This window comes from Pseudomonas libanensis, from assembly GCF_001439685.1.
Lineage (GTDB): Bacteria > Pseudomonadota > Gammaproteobacteria > Pseudomonadales > Pseudomonadaceae > Aquipseudomonas > Aquipseudomonas libanensis.
The window spans coordinates 91,568-110,881 of sequence record NZ_JYLH01000013.1 but is presented as its reverse complement, the minus strand read 5'-3'; the positions used below and the strand labels follow the sequence as shown (position 1 = coordinate 110,881).

At 59.6% G+C, this 19,314-nt stretch carries 20 protein-coding genes; 14 read left to right on the top strand and 6 right to left on the bottom strand.

Translation table 11 applies throughout. From position 1 onward, the window contains the following. Positions 1-72: 72 nt before the first annotated feature. From TU73_RS20010 to TU73_RS20000, 3 genes are all read right to left on the bottom strand, one after another. Positions 73-258, bottom strand: coding sequence for a hypothetical protein (locus TU73_RS20010; protein ID WP_156421242.1), 186 nt, complete (start codon positions 256-258; stop codon positions 73-75). A gap of 156 nt (positions 259-414) precedes the next feature. Next, the gene (locus tag TU73_RS20005; protein WP_043049045.1) at positions 415-1,011 is read right to left on the bottom strand and encodes a superoxide dismutase; all 597 of its coding nucleotides are present in this window, start codon (positions 1,009-1,011) and stop codon (positions 415-417) included. Between the two features lie 178 nt (positions 1,012-1,189). Beyond that, positions 1,190-1,789, bottom strand: a complete 600-nt coding sequence (locus TU73_RS20000; protein ID WP_057013674.1) for a LysE/ArgO family amino acid transporter — start codon at positions 1,787-1,789, stop codon at positions 1,190-1,192. A 100-nt stretch (positions 1,790-1,889) separates the two neighbouring features. Here TU73_RS20000 and TU73_RS19995 point away from each other — a divergent pair, with 100 nt between their 5' ends. The 10 genes from TU73_RS19995 to TU73_RS19950 all read left to right on the top strand — a co-directional run bounded on the left by TU73_RS19995 (position 1,890) and on the right by TU73_RS19950 (position 13,000). Continuing rightward, the gene (locus tag TU73_RS19995; protein ID WP_057013673.1) at positions 1,890-2,783 is read left to right on the top strand and encodes a LysR family transcriptional regulator ArgP; all 894 of its coding nucleotides are present in this window, start codon (positions 1,890-1,892) and stop codon (positions 2,781-2,783) included. A gap of 52 nt (positions 2,784-2,835) precedes the next feature. Continuing rightward, a complete protein-coding gene (locus tag TU73_RS19990) occupies positions 2,836-3,834 on the top strand; it encodes an NAD-dependent epimerase/dehydratase family protein (protein ID WP_057013672.1) in 999 nt (332 codons plus the stop codon). A 127-nt stretch (positions 3,835-3,961) separates the two neighbouring features. Further along, positions 3,962-4,786, top strand: a complete 825-nt coding sequence (locus TU73_RS19985; RefSeq protein ID WP_057013671.1) for a hypothetical protein — start codon at positions 3,962-3,964, stop codon at positions 4,784-4,786. 185 nt (positions 4,787-4,971) lie between these two features. Further along, positions 4,972-6,231, top strand: coding sequence for a D-mannose isomerase (locus TU73_RS19980; protein ID WP_057013670.1), 1,260 nt, complete (start codon positions 4,972-4,974; stop codon positions 6,229-6,231). Positions 6,232-6,335: 104 nt separating this feature from the next. After that, a complete protein-coding gene (locus tag TU73_RS19975; protein ID WP_057013669.1) occupies positions 6,336-7,622 on the top strand; it encodes an ABC transporter substrate-binding protein in 1,287 nt (428 codons plus the stop codon). Between the two features lie 92 nt (positions 7,623-7,714). After that, complete coding sequence (locus tag TU73_RS19970) at positions 7,715-8,623, top strand: carbohydrate ABC transporter permease (protein ID WP_034115703.1); 909 nt, start codon at positions 7,715-7,717, stop codon at positions 8,621-8,623. Beyond that, complete coding sequence (locus TU73_RS19965; protein ID WP_056847651.1) at positions 8,616-9,461, top strand: carbohydrate ABC transporter permease; 846 nt, start codon at positions 8,616-8,618, stop codon at positions 9,459-9,461. Before TU73_RS19970 ends, TU73_RS19965 begins: the two co-directional genes overlap by 8 nt. Before the next feature lie 2 nt (positions 9,462-9,463). Beyond that, positions 9,464-10,624: an ABC transporter ATP-binding protein gene (locus TU73_RS19960; RefSeq protein WP_043049032.1), complete on the top strand. Its 1,161-nt coding sequence runs from the start codon at positions 9,464-9,466 to the stop codon at positions 10,622-10,624. An 85-nt stretch (positions 10,625-10,709) separates the two neighbouring features. Then, complete coding sequence (locus TU73_RS19955; RefSeq protein ID WP_043049030.1) at positions 10,710-12,056, top strand: carbohydrate porin; 1,347 nt, start codon at positions 10,710-10,712, stop codon at positions 12,054-12,056. Positions 12,057-12,154: 98 nt separating this feature from the next. Beyond that, on the top strand, positions 12,155-13,000 hold the full coding sequence (locus tag TU73_RS19950; protein WP_057013668.1) for a D-hexose-6-phosphate mutarotase: 846 nt from the start codon (positions 12,155-12,157) through the stop codon (positions 12,998-13,000). A 113-nt stretch (positions 13,001-13,113) separates the two neighbouring features. Here the strand turns inward: TU73_RS19950 and TU73_RS19945 are convergent, their stop codons facing one another. Then, complete coding sequence (locus tag TU73_RS19945; RefSeq protein WP_169856377.1) at positions 13,114-13,974, bottom strand: MurR/RpiR family transcriptional regulator; 861 nt, start codon at positions 13,972-13,974, stop codon at positions 13,114-13,116. Positions 13,975-14,193: 219 nt separating this feature from the next. On the opposite strand from TU73_RS19945, the gene zwf reads away from it, so the two are divergent. Genes zwf through TU73_RS19930 form a run of 3 tightly spaced genes read left to right on the top strand, consistent with a single transcriptional unit; the run spans position 14,194 to position 17,043 of the window. Further along, positions 14,194-15,660: a glucose-6-phosphate dehydrogenase gene (zwf, locus tag TU73_RS19940; protein ID WP_046069259.1), complete on the top strand. Its 1,467-nt coding sequence runs from the start codon at positions 14,194-14,196 to the stop codon at positions 15,658-15,660. After that, the gene (gene pgl / locus TU73_RS19935; protein WP_057013667.1) at positions 15,647-16,360 is read left to right on the top strand and encodes a 6-phosphogluconolactonase; all 714 of its coding nucleotides are present in this window, start codon (positions 15,647-15,649) and stop codon (positions 16,358-16,360) included. Before zwf ends, pgl begins: the two co-directional genes overlap by 14 nt. 17 nt (positions 16,361-16,377) lie before the next feature. Continuing rightward, on the top strand, positions 16,378-17,043 hold the full coding sequence (locus tag TU73_RS19930) for a bifunctional 4-hydroxy-2-oxoglutarate aldolase/2-dehydro-3-deoxy-phosphogluconate aldolase (protein WP_017735662.1): 666 nt from the start codon (positions 16,378-16,380) through the stop codon (positions 17,041-17,043). Positions 17,044-17,142: 99 nt separating this feature from the next. Here the strand turns inward: TU73_RS19930 and TU73_RS19925 are convergent, their stop codons facing one another. Further along, a complete protein-coding gene (locus tag TU73_RS19925; protein WP_057013666.1) occupies positions 17,143-18,318 on the bottom strand; it encodes an aminotransferase class V-fold PLP-dependent enzyme in 1,176 nt (391 codons plus the stop codon). Positions 18,319-18,328: 10 nt separating this feature from the next. Further along, positions 18,329-18,565 carry a DUF3820 family protein gene (locus TU73_RS19920; protein WP_017139191.1) on the bottom strand — a complete coding sequence of 79 codons (237 nt, stop codon included), beginning with the start codon at positions 18,563-18,565 and terminating at the stop codon, positions 18,329-18,331. 204 nt (positions 18,566-18,769) lie between these two features. Between TU73_RS19920 and TU73_RS19915 the strand changes: the two genes are divergently transcribed. Beyond that, the gene (locus tag TU73_RS19915; RefSeq protein ID WP_034139096.1) at positions 18,770-19,237 is read left to right on the top strand and encodes a ferritin-like domain-containing protein; all 468 of its coding nucleotides are present in this window, start codon (positions 18,770-18,772) and stop codon (positions 19,235-19,237) included. Positions 19,238-19,314: the final 77 nt, after the last annotated feature.

The following is a 19,314-nucleotide window of genomic DNA, read 5'->3' as shown; positions in this document are numbered from 1 at the left end:
TATAGGAAGGGGAGGGGCTGAAAGCCTGGCAGGGGAGAAGGCGGAGAAGATCCGCCTTCGAGTTGGGGACGATTAAAAGTTGACCTGGCCCTCGGGCTGTTGTTCTTCCCCACCGATCTTCGAGCCTTCACCGGCCATGTCCATGGCTTTGTTGCAAAGGTCCATCGCGCCGTTTGCCGCGTCCAGACCTTTATCAACAATGCCCGCTACCAGTGGGACTGCACCCGCAGCACCTGCCGCCATCGAAATAGGATCCATCGACATTCTCCACATTGAAAATTAATCAGGAGGTTTATTCCTCCTGCTGCATGTGTGGTGAATTGTTACTGTTGGGTTCCGGTATTTTTGGGCGGTCTGTCTGACGAGCACAAAAAAGCCCGGCAATCGCCGGGCTTTCTTTACTGAACGCGCTGTTTAGGCAGTGAAGGCCTTGCCTTCGAACTGCTCAGCCACGAACTTCCAGTTGACCAGGTTCCAGAACGCTTCCACATACTTTGGACGTACGTTGCGGTAGTCAATGTAGTAAGCGTGTTCCCACACGTCGCAGGTCAGCAGCGGGGTGTCGCCGCTGGTCAGCGGGTTGCCGGCGCCGATGGTGCTGGCCAGGGCCAGGGAGCCGTCAGCCTTTTTCACCAGCCAGCCCCAGCCGGAACCGAAGGTGCCCACGGACGTCTTGGTGAATTCTTCCTTGAACTTGTCGAACGAACCGAACGCTGCGTTGATGGCTTCAGCCAATGCGCCGGTCGGTTGGCCGCCGGCGTTTGGCGCCAGGCAGTTCCAGTAGAAGGTGTGGTTCCAGACTTGAGCGGCGTTGTTGAAGATGCCACCCGAGGAAGACTTGACGATCTCTTCCAGGGTTTTGCCCTCGAACTCGGTGCCTGGCACCAGGTTGTTCAGGTTCACGACATAGGTGTTGTGGTGCTTGTCGTGGTGGTATTCCAAGGTTTCCTTGGAGATGTGCGGCTGCAGGGCATCGTGTGCGTAGGGCAGCGGCGGCAATTCGAAAGCCATGATGATTCTCCTAATCAGGTCAGTTGCGGTGAGCGCAAGGCCGATCACGGGCGGCCAGACATGCGCCGGGGAGTTTGTACTCTTTGCGGCGCAGGAGTCCGATCATAGCACCGGGGGTGCGGCATAACCACGCAACAACTGTGTGGGATAGAGGTTCCAGAGCGTTTTGGAATATTTGTCAGGCGCTGATCAATTGATAGGCCACAGTGAACATCATCACCGCGACCAGCAAGTCTAGCAGGCGCCAGGTGGCCGGGCGTGCCAGCCAGGGCGCCAGCCACGCCGCGCCGAGCGCCAGGGTGGTGAACCACAGGAACGATGCACTGGCTGCGCCGGCCACGTAGGCGCCCGGCTCTGTTTGTTGCGCGCCCAGGGAGCCGATCAGCAGAACGGTGTCCAGGTACACATGGGGGTTAAGCAGGGTCACCGCCAGCGCGCTCAACAGGACGGCGCGCAACGAGCGGGTCTTAAGGTTGGCTCCCTGGTCCAGGCTTTGCTTCGAACAGGCCCTGCGCAGCGCGCACGCGCCATACCAGAGCAGGAACGCCGCACCGCCCCAGCGCGCCACCGCCAGCAGTATCGGGCTCTGGGCCAGGACAGTGGCCAGGCCGAACACTCCGGCGGCCACCAGCAGCGCATCGCAGATCACGCACAAGGCCGCGACGGGCAAATGGTGCTCGCGGCGCAGGCTCTGCGCGAGGACGAATGCGTTCTGCGTTCCGATTGCCATGATCAGCCCGAGGGCCACCAGCAATCCATTCATATAGCTCTGCCACATACTGAAAGATCCTTGTTAATGCTCAAACGATGCTGGCTATGATGCGGATCGTGCCTGTATAAGAAAAACCAATATTGCTGATCGCTCATTAGAGAAACTGATGTTCGACTATAAATTGTTGTCTGCCCTGGCGGCAGTGGTGGAACAGGCCGGCTTTGAACGTGGCGCCCATGTATTGGGGCTGTCGCAGTCGGCCATCTCCCAGCGCATCAAGTTGCTGGAAGCGCGTATCGGCCAGCCGGTGCTGGTGCGCGCTTCGCCGCCGACGCCCACCGATATCGGTCGGCGCTTGCTCAACCATGTGCAACAGGTGCGCTTGCTCGAGCGCGACCTGCAAAGCCAGGTGCCGGCCCTCGACGAGGAGGGCATGCCCGAACGCCTGCGCATCGCCCTGAATGCCGACAGCCTCGCCACCTGGTGGGCAGAGGCCGTCAGCGACTTCTGCGCCGAACAGCACTTGCTGCTGGACCTGGTGGTGGAAGACCAGACGGTAGGCCTCAAGCGCATGCGTGCCGGTGAAGTGGCAGCCTGTATCTGCGCCAGCGAGCGCCCGGTGGCCGGTGCCCGTAGTCTATTGCTGGGTGCCATGCGTTATCGCGCGCTGGCGAGCCCAGCCTTTATTGCCAGGCATTTTCCCGAGGGCGTGCGGGCCGATCAATTGGCGCGCACTCCTGCGCTGGTGTTTGGCCCGGATGATTTCCTGCAACACCGCTACCTGGCTTCTCTCGGGGTGAATGGTGGTTTCGAACACCATCTATGCCCGTCATCCGAAGGCTTTATCCGCCTGACGGAAGCCGGTCTGGGCTGGGGCCTGGTGCCTGAATTGCAGGTGCGTGACCAGCTGGAAACCGGCGCATTGGTCGAGTTATTGCCAGATAAGCCCATCGACGTGCCGCTGTACTGGCATCATTGGCGCAGTGGCGGGCAGCTGTTGGGCCTGTTGACAGACCATCTGGCCCAGGCGTGTGGCCAATGGTTGGTGCCGTTGGAGTAGCGGCAGGCGTCAAGGCAACAGCGATGAAAAACGAAAGAACACGGAGTACTACATGAAAATTCTGGTCACCGGCGCAAGCGGCTTCATCGGCGGGCGCTTTGCGCGTTTCGCCCTTGAGCAGGGCCTGGATGTGCGGGTCAACGGGCGGCGCGCCGAAGGTGTGGAACACCTGGTACGGCGTGGTGCCGAGTTTATCCAGGGTGATTTGAATGATGCCGACCTGGTACGCGACCTGTGCCGCGATGTCGAAGCCGTGGTGCATTGTGCCGGCGCCGTCGGGCTGTGGGGCAAATACCAGGACTTCCACCAGGGCAATGTGCTGGTCACCGAAAACGTGGTCGAAGCCTGCCTCAAGCAGCGTGTCGGGCGCCTGGTGCACCTGTCGTCGCCATCGATCTACTTCGATGGTCGCGATCACCTGGGGCTCACTGAAGAGCAAGTGCCCAAGCGCTTCAAGCATCCCTATGCCGCCACCAAGTACCTGGCCGAGCAGAAAGTCTTCGGGGCCCAGGAGTTTGGCCTTGAAGTGCTGGCCCTGCGTCCGCGTTTCGTTACCGGTGCCGGCGACATGAGCATCTTCCCGCGCCTGTTGAAAATGCAGCACAAAAATCGCCTGGCTATTGTGGGCGACGGCCTGAACAAGGTCGACTTCACCAGCGTGCATAATCTCAATGAAGCGTTGCTCAGCAGCCTGCTCGCCCCCGGCTCGGCGTTGGGCAAGGCCTACAACATCAGCAACGGTGCGCCGGTGCCAGTGTGGGATGTAGTCAACTACGTGATGCGACAAATGGAGCTGCCCCAAGTGACCCGGTATCGATCCTATGGTTTGTCCTACAGCGTGGCAGCCATGAATGAGGCATTTTGCGCCATGTGGCCGGGGCGGCCGGAGCCGGCGTTATCGCGCCTGGGCATGCAGGTGATGAACAAGGATTTCACCCTCGATATCAGCCGCGCCAGGCATTATCTCGACTACGAGCCCAAGGTCAGCCTGTGGGCCGCGCTCGACGAGTTCTGCAGCTGGTGGAAGGCTCAGGACCCGGGCTTCAAATAAGCTCATAACCAGCAACACACCGGGAACCGAATTCCAGGTTCCGGGTCGATCCATGCGCCGGGAGTACGGTTTATACTCCTGCCGCTCGGCTTTGCAGCCAGCCATCTCATTGATTCAGGGTAGATTCATGCGTAACGATGCAAACGATGATCTCGACAACGTTCCCACCCTGCGGGCCGACCATGGGGACGACGATGATTTCGTGCCGACGCCCGCCACGTCGGTGCGCTCGCGAGCGACGCCCGTGGTCAAGGTCAAGAGCGCCAGCACCGGCCCGTTGTGGGCGTTGGTCGGCGCATTGCTGATCGCCTTTGCTGGCCTCGCCTGGTGGAGCTTCCAGCAGATTTCGCTGATGGGGCAGCAGTTGGTCGCTACCCAGGAAAGCTTTGCAAGGATCAGCGAGGAGGCGGCGGGGCGCCTGCAGGCTATCTCCGGCAAGGTGGTAGCCAGCGAAGCCAACGTGAACAACGGCAGCGAAGCGTTGAAACTGCAGATCAAGCAGTTGCAGGACCAGTTGCAGGAGCAGGGCAAGCAACAGCTGGGCGTGGCTGGCCAAGCTACCGAACTGGATAGCCGCCTGGCCCAGATGACCGCCAGCACCGCCGAACTGACGGCGGCGAACGCCAAGTTGCAAGGCGAGGTGCAGGCCCTGACCGATGCCGTTGCTACGCTCAAGGCGGCGCAAGGCGAGATCAAGGACCTGTCTACCGAGGTGGCGGCCTTGAAAAAGCAGGGCAACCCAAGCGCGGCCATCACCCGCCTCGAGCAGGACATGCTGGTACTCAAGAGCGCCCAGGAAAACCAGCCTGCCAACCTCGATGCGCCGACCAACAAGGAGTTCGACGTGTTCCGCATCCAGACCACCCGTAATATCACTACCTTGCAGAGTCAGGTGCAGAATCTGAACCAGCGCCTGAATGCGCCTGCGGCGATTACTCCGTTGGGTCAATGACCACAGTTATAGGCTGTGAGTGATATCCAAATGTGGGAGGGAGCAAGCCCTCTCCCACATTTTGGATTTTCACTTGGAAATTGATTGTCACCAAGTAGTGACATTTCTTTTCCCCTTCGTTACTTGCCCCTCCCGCGTCCTTGTTTAGACTCCGGTCATCCCACAAAAAACAATAAGGGCCACCCATGACCACCCAACCACTGCCTGCCAGCAGTTGGCTGAACGCACCTGCCCATCACGCCTGGCTTGCCGCCGAAGGCCAGCGCCTGCTGGCGTTTGCCAAGGCATCGCGGCTGCCGGAAGGTTTCGGCAACCTGGACGATAAAGGCCAACTGCTGGCCAATGCCCACGCCGAAACCATGAACACCGCCCGTATGACCCACAGCTTCTCCATGGCCCATGCCATGGGGCTGCCTGGTTACGCCGAGTGGGTGGCGCATGGTGTGACGGCCCTCAGCGGCCCGCTGCGCGACAGTGAGCACGGTGGCTGGTTCGCCGCACCTGAAGCCCTTGATGGCAACACCGGCAAGGCTGCTTACCTGCATGCCTTCGTCGCCCTGGCCGCCAGCTCTGCCGCAGTGGCCGGCGCGCCCGGTGCACAGGCCTTATTGGCCGACGCTATCCATATCATCGACCAGTTCTTCTGGAGCGAGGAGGAGGGCGTCATGCTCGAATCCTTCGCCCAGGACTGGAGCGGCGTCGAAGCCTATCGCGGCGCGAACAGCAACATGCACGCGACGGAAGCCTTCCTGGCCCTGGCCGACGTCACCGCAGATACCCGTTGGCTGGATCGCGCGCTGCGCATCGTCGAACGGGTGATCCATACCCACGCCGCCGGCAGCCAGTTCATGGTGATCGAGCATTTCGACGCGCAGTGGAAGCCGCTGCCGGGCTACAACCAGGACAACCCCGCCGATGGCTTTCGCCCTTATGGCATCACCCCCGGCCACGGTTTCGAATGGGCCCGGCTGGTGTTGCACCTTGAAGCCTCGCGCTTGCAGGCAGGGCTCAGCACGCCAGACTGGCTGGTAAGCGACGCGAAAAACCTGTTTGCCAGTGCCTGTGAATACGCCTGGGCGGTGGATGGCGCTGCCGGCATCGTCTACACCCTGGACTGGAACCATCGCCCGGTGGTGCGCGAGCGTCTGCACTGGACCCACGCCGAAGCCAGTGCCGCCGCGCAAGCTTTGCTCAAGCGTACCGGTGAGCTGCATTACGAAACCTGGTACCGCCGATTCTGGGAGTTCTGCGAAACCCACTTTATCGACCGCATCAACGGCAGCTGGCACCACGAGCTCAGCCCCCACAACCAGCCCAGCAGCAAGATCTGGGGTGGCAAACCGGACCTGTACCATGCCTGGCAAGCGGTGATGCTGCCGGCGCTACCCTTGTCACCCAGCCTGACCAGCGCTTTAGCCCAGGGTGGTTATGTCACCAAGTGGTGACATTTGTACGTCCCTTTGTTACCTGCACCCTGGAAATCCATGTTTAAACTCCGTGCAGCGCAAGCTCTAGACTTGCATGCATAACAACAAGAAAAGGTACTCAGATGAACGCGATTAATCGCCTCGCCGTCGCTATTTCCATTGCCTCGTTGTTTCCCCTCAGTGCATTTGCCGCCGACTCCAAAGGTACGGTTGAAGTGGTGCATTGGTGGACCTCAGGCGGTGAGAAAGCGGCTGTGGATGTGCTGAAGGCCCAAGTTGAGAAAGACGGCTTCACCTGGAAAGACGGTGCCGTAGCAGGTGGCGGTGGCGCCACCGCCATGACCGTGCTGAAAAGCCGTGCGGTCGCCGGCAACCCACCAGGCGTTGCCCAGATCAAGGGCCCCGACATCCAGGAATGGGCGTCCACCGGCCTGCTCGACACCGACGTGCTCAAGGACGTCGCCAAAGCAGAAAAATGGGATTCTTTGCTCGACAAGAAAGTCTCCGACACCGTCAAGTACGACGGTGACTACGTTGCCGTACCGGTCAACATCCACCGCGTGAACTGGCTGTGGATCAACCCGGAAGTCTTCAAGAAAGCCGGTATCGCCAAGAACCCCACCACCCTTGAAGAATTCTACGCAGCCGGCGACAAGCTCAAGGCTGCGGGCTTCATTGCGCTCGCCCACGGCGGCCAGCCTTGGCAGGACAGCACCGTGTTCGAAGCGGTGGTGCTGTCGGTGATGGGTGCCGATGGCTACAAGAAAGCCCTGGTCGACCTGGATAACGGCGCACTGACCGGACCGGAAATGGTCAAGGCCCTCACCGAACTGAAAAAAGTCGCGACCTACATGGACGTCGATGGCAAAGGCCAGGACTGGAACCTCGAGGCCGGCAAGGTCATCAACGGCAAGGCCGGCATGCAAATCATGGGTGACTGGGCCAAGTCCGAGTGGACTGCGGCCAAGAAAGTCGCCGGCAAGGATTACGAGTGCGTAGCCTTCCCGGGCACCGACAAAGCCTTTACCTACAACATCGACTCCCTGGCGGTGTTCAAGCAGAAAGACAAAGGCACTGCCGCGGGTCAGCAGGACATCGCCAAAGTCGTGCTGGGTGAGAACTTCCAGAAAGTGTTCAGCATCAACAAGGGCTCGATCCCTGTGCGTAACGACATGCTGAATAAAATGGATTCCTACGGTTTCGACACCTGCGCCCAGACCGCCGCCAAGGACTTCCTGACCGACGCCAAGACCGGTGGCCTGCAGCCAAGCATGGCGCACAACATGGCCACTACCCTGGCGGTGCAAGGTGCGTTCTTTGACGTGGTGACCAACTACATCAACGACCCGAAAGCCGACCCGGCCGACACCGCCAAGAAGCTTGGCGCGGCGATCAAGTCGGCCAAGTAACAGTTAGCACTGCTGGTCCTTGTGAGGGGAAACCCCCTGCCCCCTCACAAGGCATGCTCCTGTAGTTCTTTTTCCCTGTACTGGATTTCCCCATGAGTTCTGTTGCTGTGTTCAGCAAGGCCTCGCCGTTCGATGCACTGCAACGCTGGCTGCCCAAACTGGTGCTGGCGCCGAGCATGTTCATCGTGTTGGTGGGCTTTTATGGCTACATCCTGTGGACGTTCGTGCTGTCGTTCACCACCTCGACGTTCCTGCCCAGCTACAAATGGGCGGGCCTGGCGCAGTATGAGCGGTTGTTCGACAACGACCGTTGGTGGGTCGCGAGCAAGAACCTGGCCGTATTCGGCGGCATGTTCATTGGCATCACCCTGGTGATCGGGGTGACGCTGGCGATTTTCCTCGACCAGAAAATCCGCCGTGAAGGTTTTATCCGTACCATTTACCTGTACCCGATGGCGCTCTCGATGATCGTCACCGGTACCGCCTGGAAATGGCTGCTCAACCCGGGCATGGGCCTGGACAAACTCCTGCGTGACTGGGGCTGGGAAGGCTTCCGTCTCGACTGGCTGATCGACCCGGACCGCGTGGTCTATTGCCTGGTGATTGCCGCCGTGTGGCAAGCCTCCGGTTTCATCATGGCGATGTTCCTCGCCGGCCTGCGCGGCGTCGACCAGTCGATCATCCGCGCCGCCCAGATCGACGGTGCCAGCCTGCCGCGCATCTACTGGAGCGTGGTGCTGCCCAGCCTGCGTCCGGTGTTTTTCAGTGCGGTAATGATCCTGGCGCACATTGCGATCAAGAGCTTTGACCTGGTGGCCGCCATGACTGCCGGTGGCCCTGGCTATTCGTCCGACCTGCCGGCGATGTTCATGTACTCGTTCACCTTCAGTCGTGGCCAGATGGGCATGGGCTCGGCCAGTGCGATCCTGATGCTCGGTGCGATCCTCGCGATCATCGTGCCGTACCTGTATTCCGAGCTGAGGACCAAGCGTAATGACTAGTCTCGTTGCCAAACCTGCCATCAGCCTGAGCCGCATCGCGATCTACGCGGTGCTGATCCTGGCGGTGCTGCTGTACCTGGTACCGCTGGTGGTGATGCTGCTCACCAGCTTCAAGACCCCGGAAGACATCAGCACCGGCAACCTGCTGAGCTGGCCGACCGTGGTCAGCGGCATCGGCTGGGTCAAGGCCTGGGCCACGGTGGATGGCTACTTCTGGAACTCGATCAAGATCACCGTGCCAGCGGTACTGATTTCCACCGCCATCGGTGCCTTGAACGGTTATGTGCTGTCGTTCTGGCGTTTCCGGGGTTCGCAGCTGTTCTTCGGGCTGTTGCTGTTCGGCTGCTTCCTGCCATTCCAGACCGTGCTGCTGCCGGCATCGTTCACCCTCGGCAAGATGGGCCTGGCCAGCACCACCACCGGCCTGGTGTTTGTGCACGTGGTCTATGGCCTGGCGTTCACCACGCTGTTCTTCCGTAACTACTACGTGAGCATTCCGGATGCGCTGATCAAGGCGGCACGCCTGGATGGCGCGGGGTTCTTCACTATCTTCCGCCAGATCATCCTGCCGATGTCGACGCCGATCATCATGGTCTGCCTGATCTGGCAGTTCACCCAGATATGGAACGACTTCCTGTTCGGCGTGGTGTTCTCCAGCGGCGACTCCCAGCCCATTACGGTGGCGCTGAACAACCTGGTCAACACCAGCACCGGGGCCAAGGAATATAACGTGGATATGGCGGCGGCGATGATCGCCGGGCTGCCGACCCTGCTGGTCTATGTGATCGCAGGCAAGTATTTCGTGCGCGGCCTTACGGCCGGCGCGGTCAAGGGGTAATCATGGCTACGCTTGAACTTCGCAATGTAAACAAGACCTATGGCGCCGGCCTGCCCGACACCTTGAAGAACATCGAGCTGTCGATCAAGGAAGGCGAGTTCCTGATCCTGGTCGGCCCGTCGGGCTGTGGCAAATCCACGCTGATGAACTGCATCGCCGGCCTTGAGACCATCAGCGGCGGCGCAATCATGATCGGCGACCAGGACGTCAGCGGCATGAGCCCCAAGGACCGTGACATCGCCATGGTGTTCCAGTCCTACGCGTTGTACCCGACCATGAGCGTGCGCGAGAACATCGAGTTCGGCCTGAAGATCCGCAAGATGCCCCAGGCCGATATCGATACCGAAGTAGCACGGGTAGCCAAGTTGCTGCAGATCGAACACCTGCTCAACCGCAAGCCCGGCCAGTTGTCCGGCGGCCAGCAACAGCGTGTGGCCATGGGCCGTGCCCTGGCGCGTCGGCCGAAGATCTACCTGTTCGACGAACCACTGTCCAACCTCGACGCCAAGCTGCGCGTCGAGATGCGCACCGAAATGAAACTGATGCACCAGCGCCTGAAAACCACCACCGTCTATGTCACCCACGATCAGATCGAAGCGATGACCCTGGGCGACAAAGTGGCGGTGATGAAGGATGGCATCATCCAGCAGTTCGGCACGCCGAAAGAGATCTACAACAACCCGGCCAACCAGTTCGTAGCGAGCTTTATCGGTTCGCCGCCAATGAACTTCGTACCCCTGCGCCTGCAACGCAAGGACGGCCGCCTGGTGGCGCTGCTCGACAGCGGCCAGGCCCGTTGCGAGCTTGCGCTTAACATGACGGACGCCGGCCTTGAGGACCGCGATGTGATCCTGGGCCTGCGCCCGGAGCAAATCATGTTGGCGGCGGGCGAGGGCAACAGCGCATCGAGCATTCGTGCCGAAGTCCAGGTCACCGAGCCAACCGGCCCGGACACCCTGGTATTTGTGCAGCTCAACGACACCAAGGTCTGCTGCCGCCTGGCGCCAGACGTGGCGCCGCAGGTAGGCGAGACCCTGACCCTGCAATTCGACCCGGCCAAGGTGTTGCTGTTTGACGCAAAGACCGGTGAGCGACTGGGTACCGCTGCTTCGCTGCCGGCACAGGGGCATGCCGACAACGTGACCCAATTCAAGGGTCGCTGAAGCAGATAAGCAGTTGTTTTAGTTAAAAAATGTAACCCGCGTTAGATAAAAACAGTTTAATAACAATAAAGACGAGGATGTAGGGATGAAAAAGCAACACAACAACACTCGGCTGATCTGCCAACTGTCAGCAGCAGCAGCCCTTGTATTGTCCGCCAATGCGATGGCGGCCGATGCGTTCAGCGCCGATTCCAAGTGGATGACCGGCGATTGGGGTGGTGAGCGTACCAAGCTGATCGAGCAAGGTATCGACATCAAGGCCGACTACGTTGGGGAAATGGGCTACAACGCCCACGGCGGCTACAACGACGACAAGACTGGTCGCTACTCTGACCAGTTCGGTCTGGGCGTGGCACTGGACCTGCAAAAACTCTGGGGCTGGGATAACACCCAGGCCAAAATCCAGTTGACCAATCGTAATGGCCAGAACATCTCCAATGACCGTATTGGTGACCCGCGTGCCGGCACCTTGAGCTCGTCCCAGGAAGTCTACGGTCGTGGTCACATGGTACGTCTGACCCAGTTCTGGATTCAGCACCAGATGTTCGACAACAAGCTGGACGTGAAACTCGGTTACTTCGGTGAAGGCGAAGACTTCAACACCTTCCCGTGCGACTTCCAGAACCTGTCGTTCTGTGGCTCCCAGGTGGGTAACTACGTCAACACCTGGTACAACTGGCCGGTGGCCCAGGCCGCGATCCGTGTGAAATACAACATCACGCCTGAGCTGTATGCGCAAATCGGCGCCTACAACCAGAACCCATCGCAACTGGAGCACGGCAACGGCTTCAAACTCAGCGGTAGCGGTACCAAGGGTACTGTGATTCCGGTGGAATTGGTCTGGTCGCCGAAGGTTAATAACCTGCCGGGCGAATACCGTGTGGGCTTCTACAAGAGCGCCGCCGATGCCCCGGATGTCCGTGAAGACGTCAACGGCGGCGATGCTGTCCTTTCTGGCGCAGACTTCCGTACCCGTAGCAGCAAGAAAGGTTACTGGTTCGTTGCGCAACAGCAACTGACCACGCATAACGGTGACGCTTCCCGTGGCTTGAACATCGCTGCCAACGCGACCTTCCATGACAAGGAAACCAACCTGGTCGACAACTACCAGTCGTTGATGCTGGTGTACAAGGGCCCATTCGACGCGCGTCCAAAAGATGATGTCGGCATTGGCGTCGCTCGCCTGCATGTCAACGATGACGTGAAGAAGAACTCTCAGCTGCTCAACGCCGCCAATGGTGTGAGCGACTATGACAATCCGCTGTACACGCCCATTCGTGAGACCGAGTACAACGTCGAACTCAACTACGGTTTCCACGTCACCAACTGGCTGACCGTGCGTCCCAACCTGCAATACGTTGTCCAGCCTGGCGGCGTGGATAAAGTCGACAACGCCTTGGTCGCTGGCCTGAAAATTCAGTCTACGTTCTAACGCTGTTGCGATAAGCTCCTCTCTCTGTGCGCATTTGCGGGTAGCCATGGCTATCCGCTTTTTTTTGGGTTGCACTGTGATATTCGGGACCTGGGCACATGCATGAGCAACCGCTGCAACGCTTTTTCAAATCCCTGCGCGAACGTCCGGTGTTCGCCTGGGAGCGCTTTCAGATGCGCGACGTGTTGGTGATCGACCATCCCCTGTGCCAGGCAGTGTTCAGTCGCCAGGGCGCGCAATTGCTGCACTTTCAGCCCACGGGCCAGAAACCCTGGCTGTGGTGCGCCGCCAAATGGCCGCAAGTCGGCGCCATTCGTGGTGGCGTGCCGGTATGCTGGCCCTGGTATGGCCGCCATCCCAGCGAAAACGCCTGGCCTTCCCATGGTTGGGCACGCTTGATCGACTGGAAGCTGCTCGACAGCAGCACCGACGACGACGGCGTGCGCCTGCACTGGCAATTGCAGCTGTGTGACTGGCAGGTGGATTTGCATGCGCACTTGGGCGAAACCCTGGACCTGCGCCTGAGCACCGAGCATCAGGATGAACTGCCGTGCCAGTTGAGCCATGCGTTGCACGCTTACTGGCGTATTGGTCACGTTGATGAGGTAGCGCTGTCTGGGCTTGAGGGAGCGCAGGGCTACGACCAGCTCAATCGCCAGGTTTGCCAGCAGGAAGGCGAACTAAGGGTCGATGGCGGTTGCCAGCGGGTGTTCCAGCATGAGGGCGAATTGCAGCTCAAGGACCGCGCCTGGCAGCGTGAGCTGTGCATCGACACTGGCGACAGCGCCGACACGGTGGTGTGGCATCCGGGTAGCCGGCCGTTGTTGGGTGTGAGCTTTAACGAGGCGTCGGGGTTTGTGTGCGTGGAATCGGCGATGGCCGGGGCCAGCCTGGCGCCGGGGGAGAGGGCCCATTTGAGTTTGCAGGCCAGGGCTGGAGCTTAGCGGTGTGGCCGATGGCTCTATCGCAGGCAAGCCAGCTCCCACATTTGGAATGCATTCCCCTGTGGGAGCTGGCTTGCCTGCGATAGGGCCGGTACTGCTGGCAAAGATTCCTGCTAGTTGAACTCATCCCCCACCGGATACCGGCTGTCGTTCAAGCTCTCCTTGATCTTGCGCAAATGCGGCTGGAAATCCACCCCGCGGCGCAGGGTCATGCCGGTTGCCAGCACATCCAGCACCGTCAGCTGGATGATGCGTGACGTCATCGGCATATAGATGTCGGTGTCTTCCGGCAGCGGAATGTTCAGGCTTACCGTGCTGGCCTTGGCCAGCGGTGAGTTCTCGGCGGTCACGCCCAGTACTGAAGCACCGTTTTCCCGGGCAATACGCGCTACTTCCACCAGCTCACGGGTACGTCCGGTGTAGGAAATGATCACGAACAACTCGCCGGTGTGGGCCACCGAAGCGATCATGCGCTGCATCAGCACATCCGCATGAGCGGTCACCGCCAGGTTGAAACGGAAAAACTTGTGCAGCGCATCCATCGCCACCGGCGCCGAGGCCCCGAGGCCGAAGAAGTGGATCTGCCGCGCCTGGATCAACAAGTCCACCGCCTTGCTGATCAGGGCCGGGTCCAGGGCCTGGCAGGCGCTGTCCAGGGACGCAATGGCGCTGCCAAAGATCTTCTGGGTGTAGGCTTCGGGGTTATCATCAGCCTCCACGGCCCGGCTGACATACGCAGCGCCGCTGGCCAGGCTTTGCGCCAGCTGCAATTTAAGTTCAGGGTAACCGCTGACACCGAACGAACGGCAGAAGCGATTGACCGTCGGTTCACTGACCGAGGCGGCCTGGGCGAGGGCGGCGATCGAGAAGCGTGTGGCCTGCTGCGGGTTGAGCAGGATGACTTCAGCGACTTTGCGCTCGGCCTTGTTCAATTCTTCGAGGCGGTTCCGGATCTGTTCCAGAAGATTTCGCACGCGGTCCATTCAGTCTTTCCTTCGGGCGACGATGCAAATAAGGGGCAGTGACCAATCGATGAGTGGCGCTTTGCGGTGGCCTATCCTACTGAGGGTAGCTGAACACCACCACTCGGAATGCGTATTTCGGCAAAATGTTGTGGTTATTACTACATTTTTCCTTGAGTGATGCCTTGAAAAAAGGTATTTGTAGCTTAACTTGATAAAAGAACAAACATCATGCCTTCGATAACCGTAGAACCCTGCACCTTTGCCCTGTTTGGCGCCTTGGGTGATCTGGCGCTGCGCAAGTTATTTCCTGCTCTCTATCAACTCGATGGCGCCGGGTTGCTGCACGACGACACGCGCATCCTCGCCCTGGCCCGTGAAGCCGGTAGCGAGCAGCAACACTTGGCCCATATCGAAACACAATTACGTAAGTACGTCGGCAAGGAGCTCGACGAAGCCGTGACCACACGCTTCCTCGCACGCCTGGCCTATGTGCATGTCGACTTCATGAAGGCTGACGATTACGTCGCCCTGGCCGAGAACGTCGGCAGCGAACAACGCCTGATTGCCTATTTCGCCACCCCGGCGGCGGTTTACGGCGCGATCTGCGAGAACCTGGCCAAGGTCGGCCTGGCGGACAACACCCGTGTGGTGCTGGAAAAGCCCATCGGTTCGGACCTGGAATCCTCGCGCAAGGTCAACGACGCCGTGGCGCAGTTTTTCCCGGAAAACCGCACCTATCGCATCGACCACTACCTGGGCAAAGAGACCGTCCAGAACCTGATCGCCCTGCGTTTTGCCAATAGCCTGTTCGAAACCCAGTGGAACCAGAACTACATCTCCCATGTGGAAATTACCGTGGCCGAGCAGGTCGGCATCGAAGGCCGTTGGGGTTACTTCGACAAGGCCGGCCAGCTGCGGGACATGATCCAGAACCACTTGTTGCAACTGCTTTGCCTGATTGCCATGGACCCGCCGGCCGACCTGTCCGCCGACAGCATCCGTGACGAGAAGGTCAAGGTGCTCAAGGCCCTGGCGCCGATCAGTCCCGAGGGCCTGACCACCCAGGTGGTGCGCGGCCAATACATCGCCGGCTACAGTGCCGGCAAAGCCGTGCCGGGATACCTGGAAGAAGACAATTCCAACACCCAGAGCGACACCGAGACTTTTGTCGCCCTGCGTGCCGATATTCGTAACTGGCGTTGGGCCGGGGTGCCGTTCTACCTGCGCACCGGCAAGCGCATGCCGCAAAAGCTGTCGCAGATCGTCATCCACTTCAAGGAACCGTCCCACTACATCTTCGCTCCCGAGCAGCGCTTGCAGATCAGCAACAAGCTGATCATCCGCCTGCAGCCGGACGAAGGCATTTCCTTACGGGTGATGACCAAGGAGCAGGGCCTGGACAAGGGCATGCAACTGCGCAGCGGGCCACTGCAACTGAATTTTTCCGACACCTATCGCAGCGCACGCATCCCCGATGCCTACGAGCGTTTGCTGTTGGAAGTAATGCGCGGCAATCAGAACCTGTTTGTTCGCAAAGATGAAATCGAAGCCGCGTGGAAGTGGTGCGACCAGTTGATCGCGGGCTGGAAGAAGTCCGGCGATGCGCCCAAGCCGTATGCGGCAGGGTCCTGGGGGCCGATGAGCTCGATTGCACTGATCACGCGGGATGGGAGGTCGTGGTATGGCGATATCTGAATTGAAACTGCCTCAGGGCGTGACTGCCCATGAGTACCGTACGCCCGCGCTGCTGGCCGATGGCCTGGCCAATGACGTGGCCGAACAGCTGCGCGCAGCCATCAGTGCCCGTGGCGAGGCGACCTTGGTGGTGTCCGGTGGCCGCAGCCCCGTGGCGTTTTTCCAGAACCTGGCCAAGCAGGGCCTGGACTGGTCCAAGGTCACCATCACCCTGGCTGATGAACGCTGGGTGCCGGTGGAGCACGCCGACAGCAACGCCGGCCTGTTAAAGCAGCACCTGCTGCAAGGCCCGGCGGCCAAGGCCCGGTTCCTCAGCCTGTACAGCGCTGCCGCTAATCTTGAAGACGCTGCCGAGCAGGCTGATCGCCTGCTGGCCGAACTGCCGGCCATCGATGTGCTGGTGTTGGGCATGGGCGATGACGGCCACACCGCATCGTTGTTCCCCAACAGCCCGAACCTGGGCGAGGCGCTTAAGGCCGACGGAACCCGCCGTTGCTGGCCGATGCTGGCGCCCACCGTGCCACATCAGCGCCTGACCATGAGCCGCGCCTTGCTGGCCACGGCCAACTACACCGTGCTGTCGATTTCCGGCAGTTCGAAATTGACCACCTTGAGCGCCGCGCTGGCCAGTAACGATGTTGCTGCCATGCCGATTCGCGCGTTTTTGCAACCTACTCTAGAGATTTACTGGTGCCCATGAGCCAAGGATCAGCCGCTATGAAAAGCCCTCAACCGACCGTGTCCATGGCGGATAAAGTTGCCTTGATCGACAGCCTCTGCGCCAAAGCGCGGATCCTGCCGGTGATCACCATCGCCCGCGAACAGGACATCCTGCCGTTGGCCGACGCCCTGGCAGCCGGTGGTTTGACCGCGTTGGAAGTGACCCTGCGTTCGGAGTTCGGCCTCAAGGCCATTCAGGTCTTGCGTGAGCAGCGTCCCGAGCTGTGCACCGGCGCCGGCACCGTGCTTGACCGCCATATGCTCGAAGCGGCTGAAGTGGCCGGCTCGCAATTTATCGTTACCCCCGGCATCACCCGTGACCTGCTGGAAGCCTCGGTACACAGCCCGATCCCGCTGCTGCCCGGAATCAGCAACGCCTCCGGCATCATGGAAGGCTATGGCCTGGGGTATCGCCGCTTCAAGCTGTTCCCGGCCGAAGTCAGTGGCGGGGTTGCGGCCATCAAGGCCCTCGGCGGCCCGTTTGGCGAAGTGAAGTTCTGCCCGACCGGCGGCGTCGGCCCGGCCAATATCAAGAGCTACATGGCGTTGAAAAACGTGATGTGCGTGGGCGGTAGCTGGATGCTTGACCCTGAGTGGATCAAGAACGGCGACTGGGCGCGCATTCAGGAAGTCACCGCCGAGGCCCTGGCGCTGCTGGACTGAGTTGATTTACCGAATCGTTGTTGCTGTGCTTTAACGGCATTTTTGCGGTGCACTTGGTCGGTGCGCCGCTTTTTTTTGCCTGTAACTCCCTCCCACACTTTAATCCTTGTCCAGCTCGGTAATGGCGTTGACCAGTACGCCGATATCCGCTGCCGAGGTCACCAACCCCGGCGTCACCCGGATACAGGTGCCAAACGCAGCCCCCGTGCGCGTGGTGGCAAACAAGTCGTGCTCCTTGAGCAACCTATCCACCATCACTTGCTGATCCCGCCCGATGAACTTGAACGCGGTGATCCCGCAATACAGTCGCGGATCATCCGACGTCAGCACTTCAATCCCCGGCAATGGCCTTACCTGGCTTACCCACAGATCGCGCAGGTAATTTACCCGTGCGCCTTTGGTTGCAGCGCCACCCAATTGTCGATGTTCTTCGAGCACTAAAGGCAAGGTCATCAGCGCGGGAAAATTCGGCGTGCTGTAGGACGTACGCGCGCGCACATCAGTGGCCGGATAGTGAAACTCACCCATGTCCGGATCGATATCGGCCAGGCGCTCCGGGGCGATATACATAAAGCCCAGGGTCAGCGGCGCGCCGATCCATTTATGCAGGTTGAAACCGGCGAATTGAATGCCCAGTTCGGCCAGGTTGAACTCGATCTGACCCAGCGCGTGGGCGCCGTCGAGGATCACGTCGATAGCGTGTTCGCGTGCGGCTCCGGCAATGGCTGCAACGGGCATTACCAGGCCAGTGCGATGGGTGACATGGGTCAGGGCCATCAGCTTGATGCGCGGGTACTGCACGAACGCGTCGCGATAAGTCTGCATCAGGCTGTCGAAACTGGCCGGGTGGACGTGTGATACCTCAATCACTTCCATGCCGCGAACGCTTGCAAGCCAGCGCATGGCACCCTTGACCGTGTCGTACTCCAAATCACTGATCAATACCTGATCGCCTGGTTGCAGGCGGTTGTAGTTGCGGATCAGTGACTGCAAGGCTTCGGTGGCGTTGCGGGTGAAGGCCAGCGCCTGTGGATCGACATCAATCAGTTCGGCCAATTGACGACGGATCTGAATATTTTCACCCTGCTCAAAGCGCTGGCGCACATACACCGAGTTGCTGCGGTTGATATAGCTGATGTGTTCAAGGTACTGCGCCTGTACTGCGCGGCTCATGCGCCCGAAATAACCATTTTCCAGATTGATCGGCCCAGGCTCCAGGTCAAAGCGCTCGGCGATAGCGCGCCAGTGGGGTTCGTTATCAGCATTCCTTGGCATGGCGAGTCTCTTAATGGCGGGGGGCGGGTTTACCGTGTTTAACGCGCAGCGGTTCGAGCAATTCAGACAAGCCGTTGTGGTCGATTTCCTGCATCAGGGCCAGCAAACCGCCTAATTCACCGTGGGGAAACCCTTCGCGGGCGAACCAGTTCAGGTAAGGCCCGGGCAGGTCGGCGATGATCCGGCCCTTGTATTTGCCGAAGGGCATTTCGCGGGTGATCAGCAATTCGAGTTTTTCGGGGTTCATGAGCTTCGTGCGATTGAGGCGAGGTCTTCGAAAATACAGGCATTCTGCACGAAGGCCAAATGACAGATCATGCAAATAACGTCAATACAGATGGTTCAATAAATATTAACTTATTGAAATTTAAAGATATTTTTGTTTTTCAAAACCTGGCACGGGCGCTGCAATAACCCAGGCAACCTTCTAACCCGTATAAGGAATTGAAAAATGACTGACATCAATAAAGAATCGATCTCTGTACTGAACGACCTGATCGAGACCAGCATCGACGGCCAAAAGGGTTTCAAGGAATGTGCTGAAGACATCAAGCACCCAGAACTCAAAGCTTTGTTTGCCAAGCGCTCTGCTGACTGCGCGACGGCTGCTGCAGAGCTGAAAACAGCCGTGCGTGCCCTGGGCGGCGATCCGGAGGATTCCGGCAGCATGGCCGGCGCCCTGCACCGTGGCTGGGTCGACGTGAAGTCGATGGTCACCGGCAAGGACGAAGAAGCTGTGCTGAACGAAGCCGAGCGCGGTGAAGACCACGCACTCAAGGCTTACCGTGAAGCGATCGAGAAGATCAACAAGCACAACCTGCTGGGCATTCGTGACCTGGTTGAGCGTCAGTACCATGGCGTACAGCGTAACCACGATCAGGTGAAGGCCCTGCGTAACCAGGCTCGCGCTCAGTCGTAAGACCTGCACTGTAAAGAATGTGGGAGGGGGCTTGCCCCCTCCCACATTTTGCATTGTGTAGATTTTAAGATTGCAGT